At 41.2% G+C, this 19,050-nt stretch carries 17 protein-coding genes; 1 reads left to right on the forward strand and 16 read right to left on the reverse strand.

Features of this window, described 5'->3' with window-relative positions:
• Position 1 precedes the first annotated feature (1 nt).
• From ADH81_RS08695 to ADH81_RS08735, 9 genes are all read right to left on the reverse strand, one after another.
• Positions 2 to 664 (reverse strand): thiamine diphosphokinase, encoded by a 663-nt coding sequence (locus ADH81_RS08695; RefSeq protein ID WP_049528297.1) that lies wholly within the window; start codon positions 662 to 664, stop codon positions 2 to 4.
• On the reverse strand, positions 627 to 1,283 hold the full coding sequence (gene rpe, locus ADH81_RS08700; RefSeq protein ID WP_049528300.1) for a ribulose-phosphate 3-epimerase: 657 nt from the start codon (positions 1,281 to 1,283) through the stop codon (positions 627 to 629). The genes ADH81_RS08695 and rpe overlap by 38 nt, the downstream gene beginning before the upstream one ends.
• 10 nt (positions 1,284 to 1,293) lie before the next feature.
• Positions 1,294 to 2,172 (reverse strand): ribosome small subunit-dependent GTPase A, encoded by an 879-nt coding sequence (gene rsgA / locus ADH81_RS08705; protein ID WP_049528303.1) that lies wholly within the window; start codon positions 2,170 to 2,172, stop codon positions 1,294 to 1,296.
• A gap of 1 nt (position 2,173) precedes the next feature.
• Positions 2,174 to 3,046, reverse strand: a complete 873-nt coding sequence (gene rsmA / locus ADH81_RS08710) for a 16S rRNA (adenine(1518)-N(6)/adenine(1519)-N(6))-dimethyltransferase RsmA (RefSeq protein WP_049528306.1) — start codon at positions 3,044 to 3,046, stop codon at positions 2,174 to 2,176.
• 19 nt (positions 3,047 to 3,065) lie between these two features.
• The gene (locus ADH81_RS08715) at positions 3,066 to 3,779 is read right to left on the reverse strand and encodes a hypothetical protein (RefSeq protein WP_049528308.1); all 714 of its coding nucleotides are present in this window, start codon (positions 3,777 to 3,779) and stop codon (positions 3,066 to 3,068) included.
• 190 nt (positions 3,780 to 3,969) lie between these two features.
• Complete coding sequence (locus ADH81_RS08720; protein ID WP_049528311.1) at positions 3,970 to 4,305, reverse strand: hypothetical protein; 336 nt, start codon at positions 4,303 to 4,305, stop codon at positions 3,970 to 3,972.
• A 7-nt stretch (positions 4,306 to 4,312) separates the two neighbouring features.
• Complete coding sequence (locus tag ADH81_RS08725; protein ID WP_049528313.1) at positions 4,313 to 5,722, reverse strand: SseB family protein; 1,410 nt, start codon at positions 5,720 to 5,722, stop codon at positions 4,313 to 4,315.
• A gap of 132 nt (positions 5,723 to 5,854) precedes the next feature.
• On the reverse strand, positions 5,855 to 6,418 hold the full coding sequence (rnmV, locus tag ADH81_RS08730; protein WP_049528316.1) for a ribonuclease M5: 564 nt from the start codon (positions 6,416 to 6,418) through the stop codon (positions 5,855 to 5,857).
• Entirely contained in the window at positions 6,415 to 7,191 is a 777-nt protein-coding gene (locus ADH81_RS08735) for a TatD family hydrolase (RefSeq protein WP_049528319.1), read from the reverse strand. The genes rnmV and ADH81_RS08735 overlap by 4 nt, the downstream gene beginning before the upstream one ends.
• 154 nt (positions 7,192 to 7,345) lie before the next feature.
• Between ADH81_RS08735 and ADH81_RS08740 the strand changes: the two genes are divergently transcribed.
• Positions 7,346 to 9,190: an APC family permease gene (locus tag ADH81_RS08740; protein WP_049528322.1), complete on the forward strand. Its 1,845-nt coding sequence runs from the start codon at positions 7,346 to 7,348 to the stop codon at positions 9,188 to 9,190.
• 182 nt (positions 9,191 to 9,372) lie between these two features.
• On the opposite strand, the gene rpmH is transcribed toward ADH81_RS08740, so the two are convergent.
• The 7 genes from rpmH to ADH81_RS08780 all read right to left on the reverse strand — a co-directional run bounded on the left by rpmH (position 9,373) and on the right by ADH81_RS08780 (position 19,012).
• On the reverse strand, positions 9,373 to 9,507 hold the full coding sequence (gene rpmH / locus ADH81_RS08745; protein ID WP_000831905.1) for a 50S ribosomal protein L34: 135 nt from the start codon (positions 9,505 to 9,507) through the stop codon (positions 9,373 to 9,375).
• A 144-nt stretch (positions 9,508 to 9,651) separates the two neighbouring features.
• Positions 9,652 to 10,866, reverse strand: a complete 1,215-nt coding sequence (locus ADH81_RS08750) for a pyridoxal phosphate-dependent aminotransferase (protein WP_045762715.1) — start codon at positions 10,864 to 10,866, stop codon at positions 9,652 to 9,654.
• Positions 10,867 to 11,559: 693 nt separating this feature from the next.
• A complete protein-coding gene (gene gltX / locus ADH81_RS08760) occupies positions 11,560 to 13,020 on the reverse strand; it encodes a glutamate--tRNA ligase (protein WP_049528326.1) in 1,461 nt (486 codons plus the stop codon).
• 132 nt (positions 13,021 to 13,152) lie between these two features.
• A complete protein-coding gene (locus ADH81_RS08765; RefSeq protein WP_000018249.1) occupies positions 13,153 to 14,502 on the reverse strand; it encodes a glucose-6-phosphate isomerase in 1,350 nt (449 codons plus the stop codon).
• Between the two features lie 169 nt (positions 14,503 to 14,671).
• A complete protein-coding gene (locus tag ADH81_RS08770; protein WP_049528328.1) occupies positions 14,672 to 15,361 on the reverse strand; it encodes a gamma-glutamyl-gamma-aminobutyrate hydrolase family protein in 690 nt (229 codons plus the stop codon).
• Between the two features lie 242 nt (positions 15,362 to 15,603).
• Positions 15,604 to 17,370 (reverse strand): ABC transporter ATP-binding protein, encoded by a 1,767-nt coding sequence (locus ADH81_RS08775; protein WP_049528329.1) that lies wholly within the window; start codon positions 17,368 to 17,370, stop codon positions 15,604 to 15,606.
• Position 17,371: 1 nt separating this feature from the next.
• Positions 17,372 to 19,012 (reverse strand): ABC transporter ATP-binding protein, encoded by a 1,641-nt coding sequence (locus ADH81_RS08780; RefSeq protein ID WP_414716814.1) that lies wholly within the window; start codon positions 19,010 to 19,012, stop codon positions 17,372 to 17,374.
• Positions 19,013 to 19,050 lie beyond the last annotated feature (38 nt).

Here is a 19,050-nt window from a genome sequence, read left to right on the forward strand (position 1 = left end):
CCTACCTCCTGTCCTTACTATGCAGCACAACCACATAGCCATCTGGGCAAGTCACTGACACTTCCCTATCTATATATTCGTTAGAAGCGTAAACTTTCTTAAAGAAAAAATTCTCCTCAGTCAGTTCGTACTTGGCTCCGATAATGGTCAACTGACTATCCCTCACAGGCATAAAAGCAAGGTAATCATAGTCAGAACGTGGTTCTAACTGACTGGTCCCTTCTGGGCAATAGGTAATCAAGTTTTGCCCATCCTCAATCTCTATTTGGCGCATATAGGGTGCCAATTTGGAATTACTGGGTAAAAAGACATTGGCCAACATATGATCAATGCGACCACCTAGGGCACCAAAAATGGTCACCTGAGCTTGAGGACTTTTTTCAAAAATCGTTAAAAGCGCTAGTTCCAGATCCGTATCATCTTTTTCTGGCTGGGCTTGGACAAAGTGCTGGGCATTCGCCTGAATCAACTGACGTTCTTCTACAGTCACAGAATCAAAATCCCCAACTGCAAGAGAAAGAGGAAGTTTTTCCTCTAGTACCCAAAGCGAGCCTCGGTCCACACCGACATAGCAGTCAAAATTTGTCCGATAGTGACCGCGGTCTCCGCCTGCAAAAACTGCAACTTTAGTCCAGTTGTTTTCTGAGAGCTTGCACTCGTTCATTGACATCTCCCTTAAAAACATAGGATCCTGCTACAAAAACTGTTGCACCAGCTTCTTTGGCTTGAGCAATAGTTTTATCATCAATCCCACCATCCACTTCAATTTCAAAATTCAAGCCTTTTTCCTCACGAAGGGAAACCAATTCACGTATCTTATCCATGGTTTCAGGCAGAAATGCTTGTCCGCCGAAACCTGGGTTAACGGTCATGACTAATACTTGGTCAACCAAATGAAGCACATGCTTAATCGCTTCAACAGGCGTACCAGGATTGATGACTACCGAAGGTTTAACACCGAGAGAACGAATTTTTTGAAGAGCGCCATGGATATGAGGTGTTGCCTCAACATGGATGCTGATAATATCCGCTCCCGCACGCGCAAAGTCCTCTAGATGATGTTCAGGGTTAGATACCATCAAGTGGCAATCAAAAACCATCTTGCTATGGGGGCGAAGGCTTTCGACCACACCTGCACCAAAGCTGATTTGTGGCACAAAGTGACCATCCATGATATCGATATGGGCATATTCTGCCCCAGTTGCTTCTAGGCGTTTAATTTCACGTTCAAAGTTGGCATAATCTGCTGCCAGAATTGACGGAGCAATCTTGTATTGAGACATAGGTTTCTCCTTATTTTGGAATTTTTTTGCTGACTTTTTTATAGGTTTCTCTACGATTTTCAATCTCACTGAGGAATTGCAAGTAGTTATCAAAACGGAAGGTAGCAATAATCCCCTCTTCTACTGCTGGCTTAACCGCACAGGAAGGCTCATGAGTATGAGTACAAGTACGGAACTTGCAATCTCGGCTAACAGATGCAATCTCTGGAAAGGCCTGATTAAGGTCTTCTGCTGTTGACACTTCATAATCCAGAGATGAAAACCCTGGCGTGTCTGCGATTTTCCCACCATTGAGATTGTAAAAACTAACAGCTCGAGTGGTATGGCGCCCACGACCCAGACTATCTGAAATTTCTCCTGTTTCAAGATTGAGATCTGGTGCAATTTTATTGAGGAGAGTTGACTTCCCAACACCTGTCTGCCCCATGAAGACCGTCACTTTGTCTGTCAACAAGGGCAAGAGTTCCTCTTTACTGGTCACAAAGTCGTAACCAATAGCACCATAGGTCTGCTCGTAAAAATCCAGTTCTCCCCTATCCTCCAGTAAGTCAATTTTAGAAATATAGACGATAGGATGAATGCCCTTATGCTCTAAAAGAACCAAAAAGCGATCCAACAAGTTGCTATTAAAGTCAGGTTCTTTAACGGACATAATGACAACAGCTTTGTCAATATTGACAATAGGCGGGCGAACCAGACTATTTTTTCGTTCGTGAATCTTGAGGATATAACCCTCGGAATTTTCCTCCGCAGAAAAATCTACCCAATCTCCAACATAGGGCGTATGGCCTTTTTTTCGAAAATTTCCACGCGCGCGTGTCTGATAAATCTGACCATCACTCTCCACATAGTAGAAGCCGGCCAAAGCTTTAATGATTTGTCCCTGCATCCTAGAGTCCTTGTCCTTTAAGCGCATCTGCTAGACTGGCAAATTCTTCTAAACCAAGAGCTTCACCACGTACACTTGGTGACAAGCCGGCTTGCTCCAAAGCCTTGGTCAGCTTATCCTTGACTTCCTCAGTCTTCCCAAAGTAACCTGTCAAGTTGTTCCACAAGGTCTTGCGGCGGTGAGTGAAGCTAGCCTTGGAAACCTTAAAGAAGAAATTCTCATCTTCTACCGCAACCGCTGGCTCTGGACGGCGTACCATTTTCAGGATGGCTGAGTCCACATTTGGCGCTGGTACAAAGACCGTACGAGGTACGATAAAGGCAACTTTGGCCGTCATGTAATACTGCACAGCAATCGACAAGCTACCGTAAGCCTTGGTATTTGGTTGAGCAGAGATACGATCCGCCACTTCTCTTTGCATCATGACCACAAACTCACTAAACGGAATGCCACTTTCAATCAAATGCATGAGAATAGGTGTCGTGATATAGTAAGGCAAGTTGGCTACTACCTTAATAGGCAGGTCAGGATTTTTAAAATTTTGGATATGCTGGACCAAGTCAACCTTTAGAATATCTTCGTTAACTACGGTCACATTGTCAAAATCACGCAGGGTATCCTCTAGGATTGGTACCAAGCGGTGGTCAATCTCAAAGGCCATAACTTCAGCTGCACGCTCAGCCAAAAATTCCGTCAAGGCACCAATACCCGGCCCTATTTCGATAACATTAACCTGGTCATCAATTTCAGCCGTATCCACAATTTTTTGAAGGATATTGGTATCCGTCAGGAAATTTTGTCCGAAGGACTTTTTAAATGTAAAACCGTGACGCTCCAGCACTGCCTTGGTCACGCTATAATCTGCAATTCTCATTTATTCTCTTTTCTATTTATTAGCTAAAAATAATATATAAAACCCACATAATTCCTAGTGCCAACAAAATCCAAAACACTAAAAGAACACGAGGCTTGTTCCCTTTTGAATCAGATCCAGTCATATCAAGCACTTTCTTATCTTCTTGGGGGTTCGTTTTCTTCAGTTCATCCTGATAGGCAACCGAATCTAGAATATTGTCTTCTGGCAATAATTCTGAAGCATAATAATCAGGAAAACCCATAGCAAGACCAATTAAGTTCTTTTCAGTCAAAGAAAAATCTAAATCTTTGGGTTGATTTTCCCGAATAGCTCGTATATTTTTTAACAGTTTATCAGAAACAACAGACACTTGGTCCATAAAAACAACATCTAAAAGATCAAATCCGAGCACATCACCATCTTTGACATTTGCAAGAATATAACGGACAAAGGCATCATATAGTTGCACGGATTGTTGGGCATTCTCTTCTAAAAAAGATCGGTTTTTGAGGGCATTCTGCTGGAATTTTTCAATAGAAAGCAAGATATCTACATTCTGCTCTTGGTAAAATCTTTCTGCTTGCTCTTCATCTTCTTCCAGTTTTTCTGCTGTTTCCCAGAGAGCAATCGGAGCTTTTAAATCTTCTTCATCCCAAAACAATTGCCAAAAATAAGGTATCGTGTAGATGCCTTCTGTTAAGATACGAGCTTCATCTCCGTTTTTTAAGTAAATATAACTTCTATTTGCCATATCATTTCCTTTCACAATCTTTGAAAAAGGTTAGTGGTTCAAGTAGGATGTAGATAAAACTATATAGTTTCCAATTTTTCATCCCCAATCAAAAACCTAGACTTCATTTAAAAAGATGTTTCAAAAAGCACAAAGGGACGATAACAATACATGACCAGTTCAACCTTGGTCAGGACATCATCTGCAATTCTCATTTATTCTCTTTACTAATGTAGTATGCTTCCGGGGTGTAATGATAGAGCAAAACAAATAAGGGTGTCTCAGTAATTCCTTCCAACATCTCTTTTAATACTCCATCTGGATGGATAATCTCTCCTGTTTTAGTGAAATAAACACCTTGTTCCCCATTTCGATTATGGAGTTCCCAGGCCACATTATTTCCTTGGATAGACGGCAAATAACGTTCCTTTTCTAGAAAACCAAAAAAATCTTTCACCGTCATATCTTCAGGAACATCAAATTCTATCTCATGCGACAGAACATCGTCCCCCATACAGACAGAATCTCTATCAACTCGTATTTTCATTCTTTGTTTAACCGTTAGCTCTGCCTTCTAGTTCCTCACCAAGCTTTTGCATCTCTTTAAAAGCTGTTAGGCTAACATAAGCACCCGCTTCATAATACTCCGTTGGATTAATGGCATAGTCAAAAACTTCAATCATGCCTCCCGCTTCTTCAATCATGCCATTCCATTTTTCGTCAAAGACCATTCGCAGACGTTTCCAATCAGTAAATACTGGAACAGAATTTCTGCCATTTTTTCCTTCTTTAACTGGAATGTTGAAACTAGAATCTTTTTCTAAAACGAAGGAATTTCCTTCCTGACTATCGCCCTTAAATTCCGAAGCCGCATCTAGAGGAATTAGGAATTTAGCTTTCGGCATAGCTTCTGAAAAGAACTTATAATAGAGCTTATAAATTACTTCTTCATCTTCTGTCGTCGGGCTATCCAATTGTCCCATCAACAACATCCATCTTACTAGGTCAGGATTCATTACAGGAACTTGTATTTCTGGCAAATTAGAATAATCTGGTTTTTGGACCAAGGCCGAGGCACTGATGCTAACTTCCTTGGAATTAAAGATTGCTCCCAAGGCACCATTTAAGTAAAAGGCTGTTCCAAGGAAATTCTCAATCCCTTTTTTATCTTCCGTATTTTCAATCAGTTTTACGACAGAGTTTGGTCGACTATCAATGGTTTCCTTGAATTGGCGATACCAAGATGGCGTCAAAAGCATGATCATGGGATCCGTACAGAGATACCCCTCTTCTCCCCTGTCATAGGTCGTTGAGAAAAGATAGGGTTCGCCTGTTTTTTCTGAGAAAACTGCATAAACTGAATCTGCTGCTAACAACTTATCCTTGACAATTTCTGCTAGACGCTCCAACTTGCGGGTGTTAGCTTGATAGCTTTCTTCACTTTCAGTTTCCTGATTTTGACGGCATTTCCATAAAAAGAGGCGTAAAATCTCTACGCTATCATCAAGACTAGCTGCTAAATAGTCTTCATTAGTCAATTGACCTTCTTGAATGGCTACAAAAGCACGATAAAGAGCATCTGAATAGCTAGATAATTTTTGCTCTTCATCAACACCCGAACTAAAGAGCACACTTCCTTTTTTCAGTTTATCCAAAGAAGGAATCCTATCAACCACTAGATGGGCAAGAACTTCATCAGTTAGACTATCTGCATCCTTATTCTGACTGCTGAGTTTTTTAACCTCTACACTACCAAGACTTTCCATTCCTTGGTCGGGATTGCAAAACTGCAACTGATCTCCAACCTTGAGACTACCTTCTAGACTTCCAACAATCAATAATTGATTCGTTTCCTTCATCGGGAACAAATCTAGAACACCCACGCAAGCATTGCCTTTCGTTTCTACCGTTTCCTTACTCGCCTCAGTTGCTTCCGTCTTTTTTAAAAAATCAAAGATTCCCATAACTTTTCCTCATTAACTCCACACAAGGCTAATCCCGTGGAGCACTTTTCTAATGCTTGCTATCAAGCCTGATTAAACCGTATATGCTTACTTCTATTGTATCATATTCCCCCTACATTTTGGGACGGTTTCTCAATTCTCATATGATTTCATGGCATCTTCAACTTCAGCTAAACTGATGCCAAATAATTCTAAACGCTTGAGAAGTTGTTTCCCATTGGAATAACCGATACGAAGATTCTCTCCTAGATATTCTCTGCGTTTTCGGCTATCTGCTCCAGCCAAAAATCCCAATCGAATCAAGTCACTACGGCTAATGTCAAAGTCACTTTCTGCTTCAAACTGCTCTGTGACTTGTTCCAGCGCTGTTTTCAAGTCTTCATAACTGGCATGTTCGATTCCTAGGGAACGTCCTTTGGTCTTGGACTTAGGAACTGCCTCATCACGCTTGAGAAAAGCGTGTTGCACTGATGGAACAGCCGTCATAATCAAACGACGAATGCGTTCCCCATTGAAGTCAGGATCTGTAAAGACAATCACCCCATGACGTTGGTGTAGACGTTGGATTCGTTCAAGGTCCTGCTCATTGATAGCAGAGCCACGAGTCTCATAGGTCTCCACATCAAAATAACGTTTGAGATTGGCCGTATCATCACGCCCTTCGACTACGATGACTTGGGAAATTTTCTCTTTCATGATTTACTTTCCAGTCCAAAAATTCGTTCTGCATTTGCACTTGTCGCAGCAGCTAATTCTTCTGTTGTCACGCCACGCAAGTCTGCAATAAAGTCCACTACATAGCGCGTGTAAGCTGTCTTGTTTTCGCGACCACGCTTGGGTACTGGGGCTAAATAAGGCGCATCTGTCTCTACTAAAATCTTATCCAAAGGCAATTCTTTGGCTGCTTCCTGGATATCTGTTGCCTTCTTGAAAGTTACCACTCCAGAAAAGGAAATGGTCATACCTAACTCCACAAACTTTTCAGCCCATTCCAGAGAACCTGAGAAGGAGTGCATGATGCCACCACGGGGACCGACTCCCTCACTTTTGATAATTTCATAGGTATCTTCGAGCGCATCACGGGTGTGAACTACAAAAGGTAAGTCCAATTCCTTTGATAGCTGAATCTGACGACGGAAAACTTGCTCCTGCACTTCTTTTGGGGCTGTCATCCAGTGATAGTCCAAACCAATCTCACCCAAGGCTACCACTTTAGGATGTTTTAGCTTATCCAACAGGTAATTCTCAACATCTTTTGTATAGGTCCCTGCCTCTGTTGGATGCCAACCAATCGTCGCATAAAGTTGGTCATATTCTTCCACCAATTCCAAGGCACGCTCAATAGTCGGTTTGTCAAAACCAACAATATTCATCCGAGTCACACCCATTTCAGCTGCTAAGGCTATTTCTTCTGCTTCTCTTCCTGAAAATTCTTCCACATTCAAGTGGGTATGTGTATCAAAAATCATTTATATTTCCTCGTTTTTTCTACCTTCTATTATACCAAAAAACTGCTCTCATCCTTATAGGAAAAAATATTTTAAAATCACTCACTTTTTCTTGACGACTTATTTTCATAGCAGTATAATAACTCTTGTTGAAATTTTCAGAAAAGGAAAGAAAATGTTTACGAAATTAAAATATACCTTTATTGGTCGTCCCCTTAAGTCCTTGACTGAAGGCGAGGGAGGACTACTTGGAAAAACACAGGCACTTGCAATGCTCTCAAGCGATGCCCTTTCATCTATCGCCTATGGACCTGAGCAGGTCGTCCTTGTCTTGGCTAGCCTATCTCCGCTTGCTATCTGGTGGAGTCTCCCTATCGGCATTTTTGTCCTCTTGCTACTTGCTAGTCTAACCATTTCTTACCGACAAATCATTCACGCCTACCCTCAAGGTGGGGGTGCCTATATGGTAACACGAGAAAATCTTTCTCCTGAGCTCGGTTTGATTGCCGGTGGAAGCTTGCTTGTTGACTATATGCTAACAGTAGCCGTATCCGTGGCCGCAGGGGCTGATGCTATCACAGCAGCACTTCCTGCTCTCCATCCCTACAACCTCCACATCTCCATTTTTTTGGTCTGTTTACTCATGCTTTTGAATCTGCGAGGCTTGAGGGAATCTGCTAGTTCTCTGATGATCCCTGTCTATCTCTTTATCTTTAGCACGGTCTTCCTCTTATTGTTTGGTATCTTCCAACTATTGACTGGTTCTCTCAGCTATCATGCAACTTCTGCAATTGGTCAAACTGTCCCGAGTCTCTCAATCGTCCTGATTTTAAGAGCCTTTACCAGCGGTTCAGCTTCATTAACCGGGGTTGAAGCCATCTCAAATGCTGTTCCATTTTTCAAGACCCCAAAAGAAAAGAATGCAGCTCAAACACTGACCATCATGTCTCTGATTCTTGGATTTCTCTTTGCAGGGATTACCTTCCTAAATTACTGGATGGGAATTACACCTCAACACGGAGAAACAATCCTCTCACAAATGGCTAAAGGAATTTTAGGGGATTCAGCTCTCGGTCAGATTGTTTATTATCTCTTCCAATTTTCAACTGCCCTAATCCTAGCCGTAGCTGCAAATACTGGTTTTTCTGCCTTCCCGATGTTGGCATACAATATGGCTAAGAACAAGTACATGCCCCATCTCTTTATGGAAAAGGGAGACCGCCTGGGTTACTCAAACGGTATTTTAACATTGGCCTTCGGTGCTATGATCCTCCTGCTCATTTTCAACGGAAATACAGAACGCTTGATCCCTCTTTATACTATCGGAGTTTTCGTCCCCTTTGCCCTTTCTCAAACAGGGATGATTCGCCACTGGAAAAAAGAAAAAGGTTCTCATTTCTTGAAGTCAGCTTTTGCAAATATCCTCGGTGCCATCATTTGTTATGCTATCGTTCTTATCTTACTCTTCTTCAGACTTGGAGATATCTGGCCATTCTTCCCTATTATCCTGGTCCTAACCTTCCTCTTCTTGTCCATCCACAGTCATTACCAAAAAGTGGCCAAACAGCTTCGCCTTTATGAAGGAATTCAAAAGAAAACCTACGATGGCAATATCGTCCTTGTATTAGTGGGAAATGTGACCCGAGTCAGCGTTGGAGCGATTAACTACGCTCAAAGTATTGGAGATGAGGTTTTGGCTATGCACATTTCCACCAAAGAAACTGAAGAAAAAGACCAAGAAATCCTCCAAGAATTTGCTGACTACTTCCCAAATATCACTCTAAAAAACATTAATACTAGCTATCGCGATATCATCACACCTACAGTTCGCTATGTTCGTAAAATCTCTCAAGAAGCCAAGAAAAAGAACTACACAGTTACAGTTCTAGTACCCCAATTTATCCCTAACAAACCTTGGCAAAATATCCTACACAATCAAATGAGTCTCAAATTAAAATATGCTCTCAGATGGCACGAAGATGTCGTCGTTGCCAGCTACTCTTATCATTTGAAAGAATAAAGAAAAGCTCAAAATCAGAAATTCACCTTCTGATTTTGAGCTTTTTTCTATATGCTGTCTTTCCAATACATCTGCTGAAGTTTTTATTCTAAAAAAGATATTTTAGAAAATTCACTTTTTTAGGCAACAGAAAAGCCAGTAGACTCGAGTTCCTACTGACTTCTTTGTTGAATTCGTTTGGATTATGCAGCCAAAACTTTGCGTCCTTTACGACGACGAGCTGCCAATACGCGACGACCGTTTTTAGTTGACATACGGTTACGGAATCCGTGTTTGCGCGCACGACGTAGTTTACTTGGTTGATAAGTACGTTTCACGATGAATACCTCCTCATAGATTTTGTATTCGTTTAGCCGGCTATAAAGTGATCAGTTACTAAACATACTTTACTATTCTATCTGATTCTTTCGCATTTGTCAATAGCTCTGGCAAATGTTTCCAGCTTTTTTGCTATGAAAGCCTTATCTACGATACTGCTTCAAGAAACGAGTCATCTTTTCTTGGATTTGGGCTAACTCATCTACGCGTGGCAGATAAACGATACGGAAGTGATCTGGCTCTTTCCAGTTAAAGCCTCGTCCGTGAACCAAAAGTACTTTTTCTTGCTTCAAGAAATCAAGAACAAACTGTTCATCATCATCGATACGATACATATTGCGGTCAATTTTAGGGAAGATATAAAGACCCGCTTTAGGTTTAACCGCAGACAAACCTGGGATATCTTGAATGGCATTATAAATGAAGTTTCTTTGCTCGTAGATACGACCACCTGGCAAGAGTAATTCATCCACCGATTGGTGACCACCTAGTGAAGTTTGAACAACCTGTTGAGCCAAGACGTTGGAACAAAGGCGCATGTTTGAAAGCATGTTGAGACCTTCAATATAGCCCTTTACATGATGTTTAGGTCCAGACAAGACCATCCAACCCACACGGAAACCAGCGATACGGTGAGATTTAGACAGACCATTCATGCTGACACAGAAAAGGTCTGGAGCCAAACTAGCTACTGGTGTGTGGACATTCCCATCCATAACCATACGGTCGTAGATTTCATCCGCAAAGATAATCAAGTCATTTTGACGAGCAATCTCAATAATATCTAACAAGAGCTCTTTGGGATAGAGGGCTCCCGTTGGATTATTTGGATTGATCAAAACGATAGCCTTAGTATTTGAACTAATCTTAGACTTAATGTCATCTAGGTCTGGATACCATTCAGCTTCTTCATCACAGACGTAGTGAACGGCATTTCCTCCAGCCAAGCTGACAGCAGCAGTCCACAGAGGATAGTCAGGCATTGGAACCAAGACTTCATCGCCATTGTCCAAGAGACCTTGCATGGACATAACAATTAGCTCACTAACACCATTTCCAAGATAGATATCATCAATACCTACATTTGGGAATTTTTTGAGCTGACAGTACTGCATAATAGCTTTGCGGGCTGAAAAGATACCTTTTGAATCTGAATAACCTTCACTATCACGCGCATTCATAATCAAATCATGGATAACCTCATCAGGTGCTGTAAAGCCAAACTCAGCTGGGTTCCCTGTATTCAAACGGAGGATTTTTTCTCCATTTGCTCGCATACGCATGGCTTCCTCAAGAACTGGTCCACGAATATCATAAGCCACATGCTCTAATTTGATTGATTTGTTAAATTCTTTCATTTGATTTCCTCAATTCATCAGGATAGTTAATATTATACCACTTGATAGAAAAATCGTAAATCGCCCACTACTATTCCACAAAAAAACCTTGCTTAACGCAAGGTAAACAGAGCAAGGTCGATTTCTTTCTATTTTGGGAGAAGAAAGAGAAAAATATGCACCTCTAGTAAGACATACATCTAAATCTAAAGTCTCGCATATAAACTTCGAATCGAAAACGAAGGCATCGTTATGGATGATAGTTGCATGAACTCATGAATTTCTTCCTGTGTTCAGCAAAACGCAAAGAAAAAATAAGTCGACTCAACAAACAACATAGACGATGTCTGGGCTAATTCGAGTCTGTTTGTAAAGAATTTTACCATATCACTGACTTCTTTCCCTTGCCCTGTCACTTAGTATTATACACTAAAACTTTTGCATTTTCAAATAAGTACATATAAAAAGAACTCTTTTTAAAGCGTCACTTAAAAATTTATACTCAATGAAAATCAAAGAGCAAACTAGGAAGCTAGCCGCAGGTTGCTCAAAGCACGGCTTTGAGGTTGCAGATAAAGCTGACGTGGTTTGAAGAGATTTTCGAAGAGTATTGATTGAATATGATTCTGCTTTGGCAATAAAAAAGAGAGAACCAGGTGATTCTCTCGGTTTTTACTTCTACAAATATCTAGAACGAAATTTAATTTCGTAAGATTATTTCGCAATTTCAGCCAACATTTTTTCAATGTGTTGAATTGATTTTTCACGTCCAAGCAAGTAGATGGTATCTGGCAATTCAGGACCATGCATTTCACCTGAAACGGCGATACGGATTGGCATGAAGAGATTCTTCCCTTTGATACCTGTTTCTTTTTGGACTGCTTTGATTTGTGGGAAGATATTTTCTACCACAAACTCGTCATCTGACATAGCTTCAAGTTTGGCTTTGAAGGCTTCAAGTACCGTTGGCACTGTTTCACCAGCCATGACTTCTCGTTCAGCTTCTGTCAATTCTGGGAAGTCTGAGAAGAAAAGGTCTGTCAATGGAACGATTTCGTCAACTGACTTCATTTGTGGTTTGTAGAGTTCCACCAATTTTTTAGCCTTGTCTGTCAAACGTCCTGCTTCTTCAAGGAATGGTTTTGCCATTTCAAAAATAGTCTCAAGGTCTGCATTCTTGATATAGTCATTGCTCATCCAGTCAAGTTTCTTCTGGTCGAAGGCTGCTGGAGACTTGCTAAGACGGTTTTCATCAAAGAGCTTGATGAGTTCTTGGCGAGAGAAGATTTCGTCTTCCCCGCCAGGGTTCCAACCAAGAAGAGCGATAAAGTTAAAGACTGCTTCTGGAAGGTAACCTTTCTTACGATAGTCTTCGATGAACTGAAGAGTATTGGTATCACGTTTAGACAACTTCTTACCAGTTTCAGAGTTGATAATCAAGGTCATATGACCAAATTCTGGCGCTTCCCATCCGAGTGCTTCATAAACCATAAGCTGTTTTGGTGTGTTAGCAATGTGGTCGTCTCCACGAATGACGTGAGAGATTTGCATGTCGTGATCATCGATGACAACGGCAAAGTTGTAAGTTGGGTAGCCATCTTTCTTTTGGATAACCCAGTCCCCACCGATATTGCCACCTTCAAATTCGATATCACCTTTGACCATATCATGCCACTTATAGATACCAGACTCATTAACTGCCAAACGAACCGTTGGGATAATACCTGCGGCTTCACGTTCTGCAACATAAGCTGCTTTTTCTTCCTCGCTCATACCAAGGTATTCGTTAATGTAACGAGGTGTTTCACCAGCTGCTTCTTGGCGTTCACGTTCAGCTGCCAACTCTTCTTCAGTGACGTAAGATTTGTAGGCTTTCCCTTCAGCAAGCAATTGGTCGATATATTTTTGATAGAGTTCCAAACGCTCTGATTGGCGGTAGTTTTCATGAGTTTCTGGACTTTCATCCCAATCCATGCCCAACCAACGAAGGTTTTCAAGCTGTGAACGTTCTCCGTCTTCGACATGACGTTTGCGGTCTGTGTCTTCGATACGGATGATAAAAGTTCCACCATGGTGGCGTGCATACAAGTAGTTAAACAATGCTGTACGGGCATTTCCGATGTGTAGTAGTCCTGTTGGACTTGGTGCATAACGCACACGAATATCTTTTGACATATCTTCTCCTATAAAGTCTCTAGGCGTCTGCCTTTTTGCTCTCTATATTATATCACAAGTCGTGCCAGAGTCCAATTTCTCTTTTCGAGAAATAGTAAAAAGAGTGGTAAAACCACTCTCTTTTCAGCTCTATTATAGACGAGCGTTGAGTTCTTTGCTCAATTCTTCAAATCCTGGTTTACCAAGAAGGGCAAACATGTTACGTTTGTATGCTTCAACACCTGGTTGGTCAAATGGGTTGATGGCATTCAAGTAACCTGAAAGGGCGATTGCCAATTCAAAGAAGTAGATTGTGTAGCCAAGAGTGAAGGCATCTTGCTCAGGAAGAGTCACGTACATGTTTGGCACGTCACCGTCAGTGTGGGCAAGAAGAACACCGTCAGTTGCTTTTTTATTAACGAAGTCAACGTCTTTTCCTTGAAGGTATCCAAGTCCATCAAGATCTTCTTCCAAAGTAGGGATGATTACGTTCTTACGTGGTTTGTCAACACGGACAACTGTTTCAAACATGATACGAGTTCCTTCTTGGATAAATTGACCTAATGAGTGCAAGTCTGTTGAGAAGTTAGCTGAAGTTGGGTAAATACCTTTTTGGTCTTTCCCTTCTGACTCACCAGCCAATTGTTTCCACCATTCTGAGAAGTATTGAAGTGATGGCTCGTAGTTTACCAAGATTTCAGTAGCATAGCCTTTACGGTAAAGGATGTTACGCACTGCAGCATATTGGTAAGCTTCGTTTTCTGAAAGTTTGTCTGATGTGTAATCTTTACGAGCAGCATTCGCACCTTCCATAAGGGCTTTGATATCTGCACCTGATGCAGCGATTGGAAGCAATCCAACTGCTGTCAATACTGAGAAGCGTCCACCGATGTCATCTGGAACAACAAATGTTTCCCAACCGTTAGCATCTGCTTCAACCTTAACTGCACCTTTTTGGCGGTCAGTTGTTGCGTAGATACGTTTGTTAGCTTCTTCTTGACCGTATTTCTTCACCAAAAGTTCTTTGAAGACACGGAAAGCGATGGCTGGTTCAGTTGTTGTACCTGATTTAGAAATCACGTTTACTGAGAAGTCTTTATCTGAAACGTACTCTACCAAGTCAGCAAGGTAAGTTGATGAGATTGAGTTCCCAGCGTAAAGGATTTGTGGCGCTTTGCGTTCTTCTTTTGTTTGCAAGTTTGCAAAGTGGTGGTTCAAGAAGTCAATGGCTGCTTTAGCTCCAAGGTATGATCCACCGATACCGATAACAACCAAGACATCGCTGTCTGATTTGATTTGTTCAGCAGCTTTCAAGATGCGGTCAAATTCTTCGCGGTCGTAGTTCTCAGGAAGGTCCAACCAACCCAAGAAGTCGCTACCAGCACCAGTTCCTTTACGGATCAATTCGTCTGCTGCTGTAACTTGTGCTTGCATGTACTCCACTTCATGTGGTGCAACAAATTTGTCTAATACTTTTGAATAATCAAATTTAATATGTGACATAGTATTCCTCCAAAATTTCTTCTTTTCTATCATAACGCTTACTAACAATTTTTTCAAGTTTTTATACTAAAAATTTCCAATTTTTATCACAATTCAAACGTTTGCGTAAAAATACAACTCTATAAATATTCGTAAGCAACGAATAAAAAAACGACTAGGTTTCTAGTCGTTACAATTCATTCAATAAATACTCAAATAATTCTAAGTTGCCATCTTCTTCATTAACCAGAAATTCTGGATGCCACTGGAGACCAATAATACGGTGTTCGTCGATAGATTCGATTGCTTCAACAGTTTGGTCACGTGGATCTACTGCTGTTACGCGGAAATTTGGAGCTAAGTCTTTAATGCTCTGACGGTGCACTGAATTAACTTGACTTTCTTTACCAAACAATTTTGACACAACACTTCCTTCAACTGTCTCAATAGAATGTGAAGTCCCAAAAGGTAGGCCTTGCCAATGACCTTCAATCTCCTGATTGAGCGTACCGCCAAAGGCAACGTTAACCAGTTGAACACCACGGCAAATGGCTAAAATTGGTTTGTTCTGACGTAGGGCCTCTTGTAGAAGAGCCAACTCGAACTCATCACGAGCTAGGTTATAATCATCGCTATCAATCGTTTTTTCCTCACCATAAAACTGTGGATGAACATTTTGTCCTCCAGTCAAGATAAGCTTATCAATCATTTCTACGTAGTCATGGACAACTGACTCATCACCAACTGGAATCACCAAAGGAAGTCCGCCAACCTGACGAATACTCTCAGCGAATTTACAAGAGACAGATGAATGAATATTTTTTCCTTCTGCGTCCACAGGACATAGATTTGCTGCAACTCCAACAACCGTTCTTGCCATTACTGATTTCCTTTCGTTTTCATTGATAATCTTATCTTATCATCCTTCCCCACTCCTGTCTAATATGTTTTTTTAAAGTCCGTGATAAATTTTTTTTATCAGAAAAAGTTGCCCAAAATTAGGACAACTTTTTTGCTTATACTCAATGAAAATCAAAGAGCAAACTAGGAAGCTAGCCGCAGGCTATACTTGAGTACGGCAAGGGGACGCTGACGTGGTTTGAATTTGATTTTCGAAGAGTATTATTCAAAGACAAATTGATTGTGATACAGTTCGGAGTAAAAACCTCCAAGCTTGAGTAATTCGTGATGATTTCCTTGTTCGATAACCTCACCATCCTTAAGGACAATAATCTGATCGGCATTGAGAATGGTTTTTAAGCGGTGAGCAATCACAAAACTAGTTCTTCCTGCCACAATAGCTTCCATGGCATTTTGAATCTTACTTTCTGTTACAGTATCAACGTTTGATGTTGCCTCATCCAAGATTAAGACCTGTGGATCTGTCATCAAGGTACGAGCGATGGAAATCAACTGCTTCTGACCAGTCGAGAAGACGCTCTGGTCATCATTAATCAAGGTATCATACTTATCTGGTAGACTTTCGATATATTCATGGATATGCGTAGCCTTGGCTGCTGCTTCTACCATTTCCTGACTGGCATCTGGTACACCAAATCGAATATTGTCTCGAATGGTTCCACTAAATAAAACAGAATCCTGTAAAACAATTCCTACCTTACTTCGCAAACTATCCAAATCAAACTCGCGAATATCTCTGCCATCAAAGCTGATACTTCCTGCATCCACATCATAAAAACGATTGATTAAGTTCATGATGGTTGTTTTCCCCGAACCTGTCGGACCAACTACCGCAATCATTTTTCCTTTTGGAGCTGAAATGCTAACATCTTTCAAAATTGGTTTTCCTGGCAGGTAGGAGAAGTCCACGTTACGAATCTCCACACCTTCTTTTAATTCGTTAAATACTGGAGCATCTTGAGGACGAATTTCTTCTTCTGCATCAAACATTTCTTGGATACGGTCCGCACCTGTAAAGGCCAGTTGCAAGCTTCCCCAGCTCGCTGCTAATTGGATAATGGGCTGGTAATACTGTTGCGAGAACTGAGTAAACATGACAATCAAACCCAGAGCAGTTGCTGTCTCGATGTTCTGATCATTCAGTAAAACAGCTGAACCTATAAAAATAACTACTGCTGTATTGACCAAGCTCATTCCGTTCATAACAGGGAAAAGAATTCCTGAGAACATTCTTCCCTTGAAAGTGGCCTTTCGAACCCGTTCATTTTGATCAACAAAACCTGCAATCACATCTTCTTGAATGCCTTGAACAATAACGGCTTTTTGTCCAGAGATACTCTCATCCATATAAGCATTGAGCTTCCCAACTTCTTTTTGTTGGAGGTTGGTGTATTTTCGTGCTAGCTTTAAGATAAAGAAGACCATGATAACAGCTATTGGAGTGCTGGCAATTGTGATTAAAGCCAAGGTGACATTTTTTGCGAACATAACAATCAGCAAGCCAATAAAAAGGGCAATATTAGTCATGACAGACACTAAACTTTCGTTGAAAGCTTGGAGAATATTATCCAAATCACTGGTAAAACGTGACAGGATATCCCCATCTTGATGGCGATCAAAGAAGGAAACCGTCAAGCGAGAAAGCTTGCCAAAAAGTCCCTTACGCATCTCATTTGTAGATTCGGCAATAATGCGGCTCATCAAGACCATATAGATAAGACTAGAAACTACTAAAACGATTAAAATATAGGCAAGATTGAGCAGGAGTCCTAGGAGACTTTGCCAAACCATATCTGGGTTACCATTTTGATAGGCTATAACCAAGTTAGCCAGCTCTGTGACTGTTTGACCTGCAAATACTGGAAAGAGGGCTTGCGCAATCGTTGCAATGATAATCATAGCAATAACAACGACAAAGGATGTCTTGTAAACTTTAAAATAGTTCCAAAAAAATTCAACTGTCTTCATCCTACTCCTCCTTTCCTTTTTGCGTTTCGTAAATTTCGCGATAAACTGGGTTTGTTGCAACCAAGTCAGCATGTTTACCTTGACCAATCAAGCGACCTTGGTCAAGCACTAAAATTTTATCAGCATGAACAACAGAGCTAATCTTTTGCGCGATGATAATCGTAGTCGTTCCCTTCAAATCCTTGTTGAGAGCTTCTTGAACCAAGCGCTCTGACTTGGCATCAAGGGCAGAGGTTGAATCATCAAATATCAAGATTTTAGGATTGCTGACAATCCCACGCGCAATGGACATTCTTTGTTTTTGTCCACCAGAAAAGTTGGTCCCACGTTCTTCAACCGGACTTTCAAAGGCTAAGTCCATACGACTAATAAATTCACTTGCCTGGGCGATACGAGCTGCGCGTTCCAGTTCTGAAACTGTCGCATCTCCCTTTCCTTGTCTGAGGTTATCTGCGATGGTTCCACTAAAAAGAATGGCTCTCTGTAAGACGATAGAAACTGTTTTGCGAAGTGTCCCTTCACTAACTGTCCGAATGTCCTTTCCGCCAATTTTGATCGAACCTTGCTGAGGATCAAACAGTCGTGGAATCAACTGAGCCAAGGTTGATTTCCCTGCACCAGTTGCTCCAACAACCCCAACCATCTCACCAGCTGCGATATCAAAGGATACATCTTTTAGGATAGGTTCTGCATCATTTGGATAGGTGAAGGTCACATTTTCAAAACTGAGACTTCCTTCCAATTCTTCATCTTCCACATCCTTGAAGGTCATAGCCGGTTCTGTATCCAGGATTTCACGAATACGACGGAAGGAAATCATAGCACGAGTGACTGAATTCCCCAAAAATCCAACCATGACGATGGTAAAGATAATCTGACTCAGATAGTTCACAAAGGAAGCAATGGAACCAACTACTGATGGATCTGACTCTGCCATACCTGCTACAAGCCAGATTGAGAGAAAAACAGCCCCGTAAGAAATCAACATCATTGCAGGTTGCATAACAGAAAAGGCATAACCGATATAAAGGTTTTCTCCCAACAATTCATCTGACACCTGCGTAAATTTATCAAACTGATCTTTTTCTCGGACAAAAGACTTAACCACGCGCACACCACGCAAATTTTCTTTAGCAATGGCATTGATACGCTCTAGTAAGGTCTGGAATTTTGCAAAGCGTGGTCCCACAACTCCCATCATAAAACCCATTATGGCAACAATCAGAACGACCATGAGAACTAGCACCCACCACAGAGAAGGTAGGGTGACAACTGCTAGAATAAAGGAACCGATAAACAAAAGTGGTAGTCGAAAGAGAATTTGAAAGGTCATCATGACTACGTTCTGAATCTGATTGATATCGTTGGTCATACGAACAACAAGGTTCCCTGCATTAAACTTCTCAATATTAGCGTATGAGAAAATTTGAATCTTACGAAAGGCATCTTCCCTTAGGTCTGACGAAACTCCTTGAGCAATGTAGGCAGCTAACACAACATTGATGCCACCTGCAATCAAACCAATCAAGGCAACAAGGATTAACCAAAAACCAATATGATAAATAGCTTCGTTATCACCTGTTAGCAGTGCCTCTAAAACTTCCTGTAGATAACGTGGTTGCAGGAGTGAGCTCGTTACCATTAGACCTGTCATAATTAAGGAAGCTAGAGCCTGCCATT

This window comes from Streptococcus pseudopneumoniae (assembly GCF_001072925.1).
Classification (GTDB): Bacteria; Bacillota; Bacilli; order Lactobacillales; family Streptococcaceae; genus Streptococcus; species Streptococcus pseudopneumoniae_Q.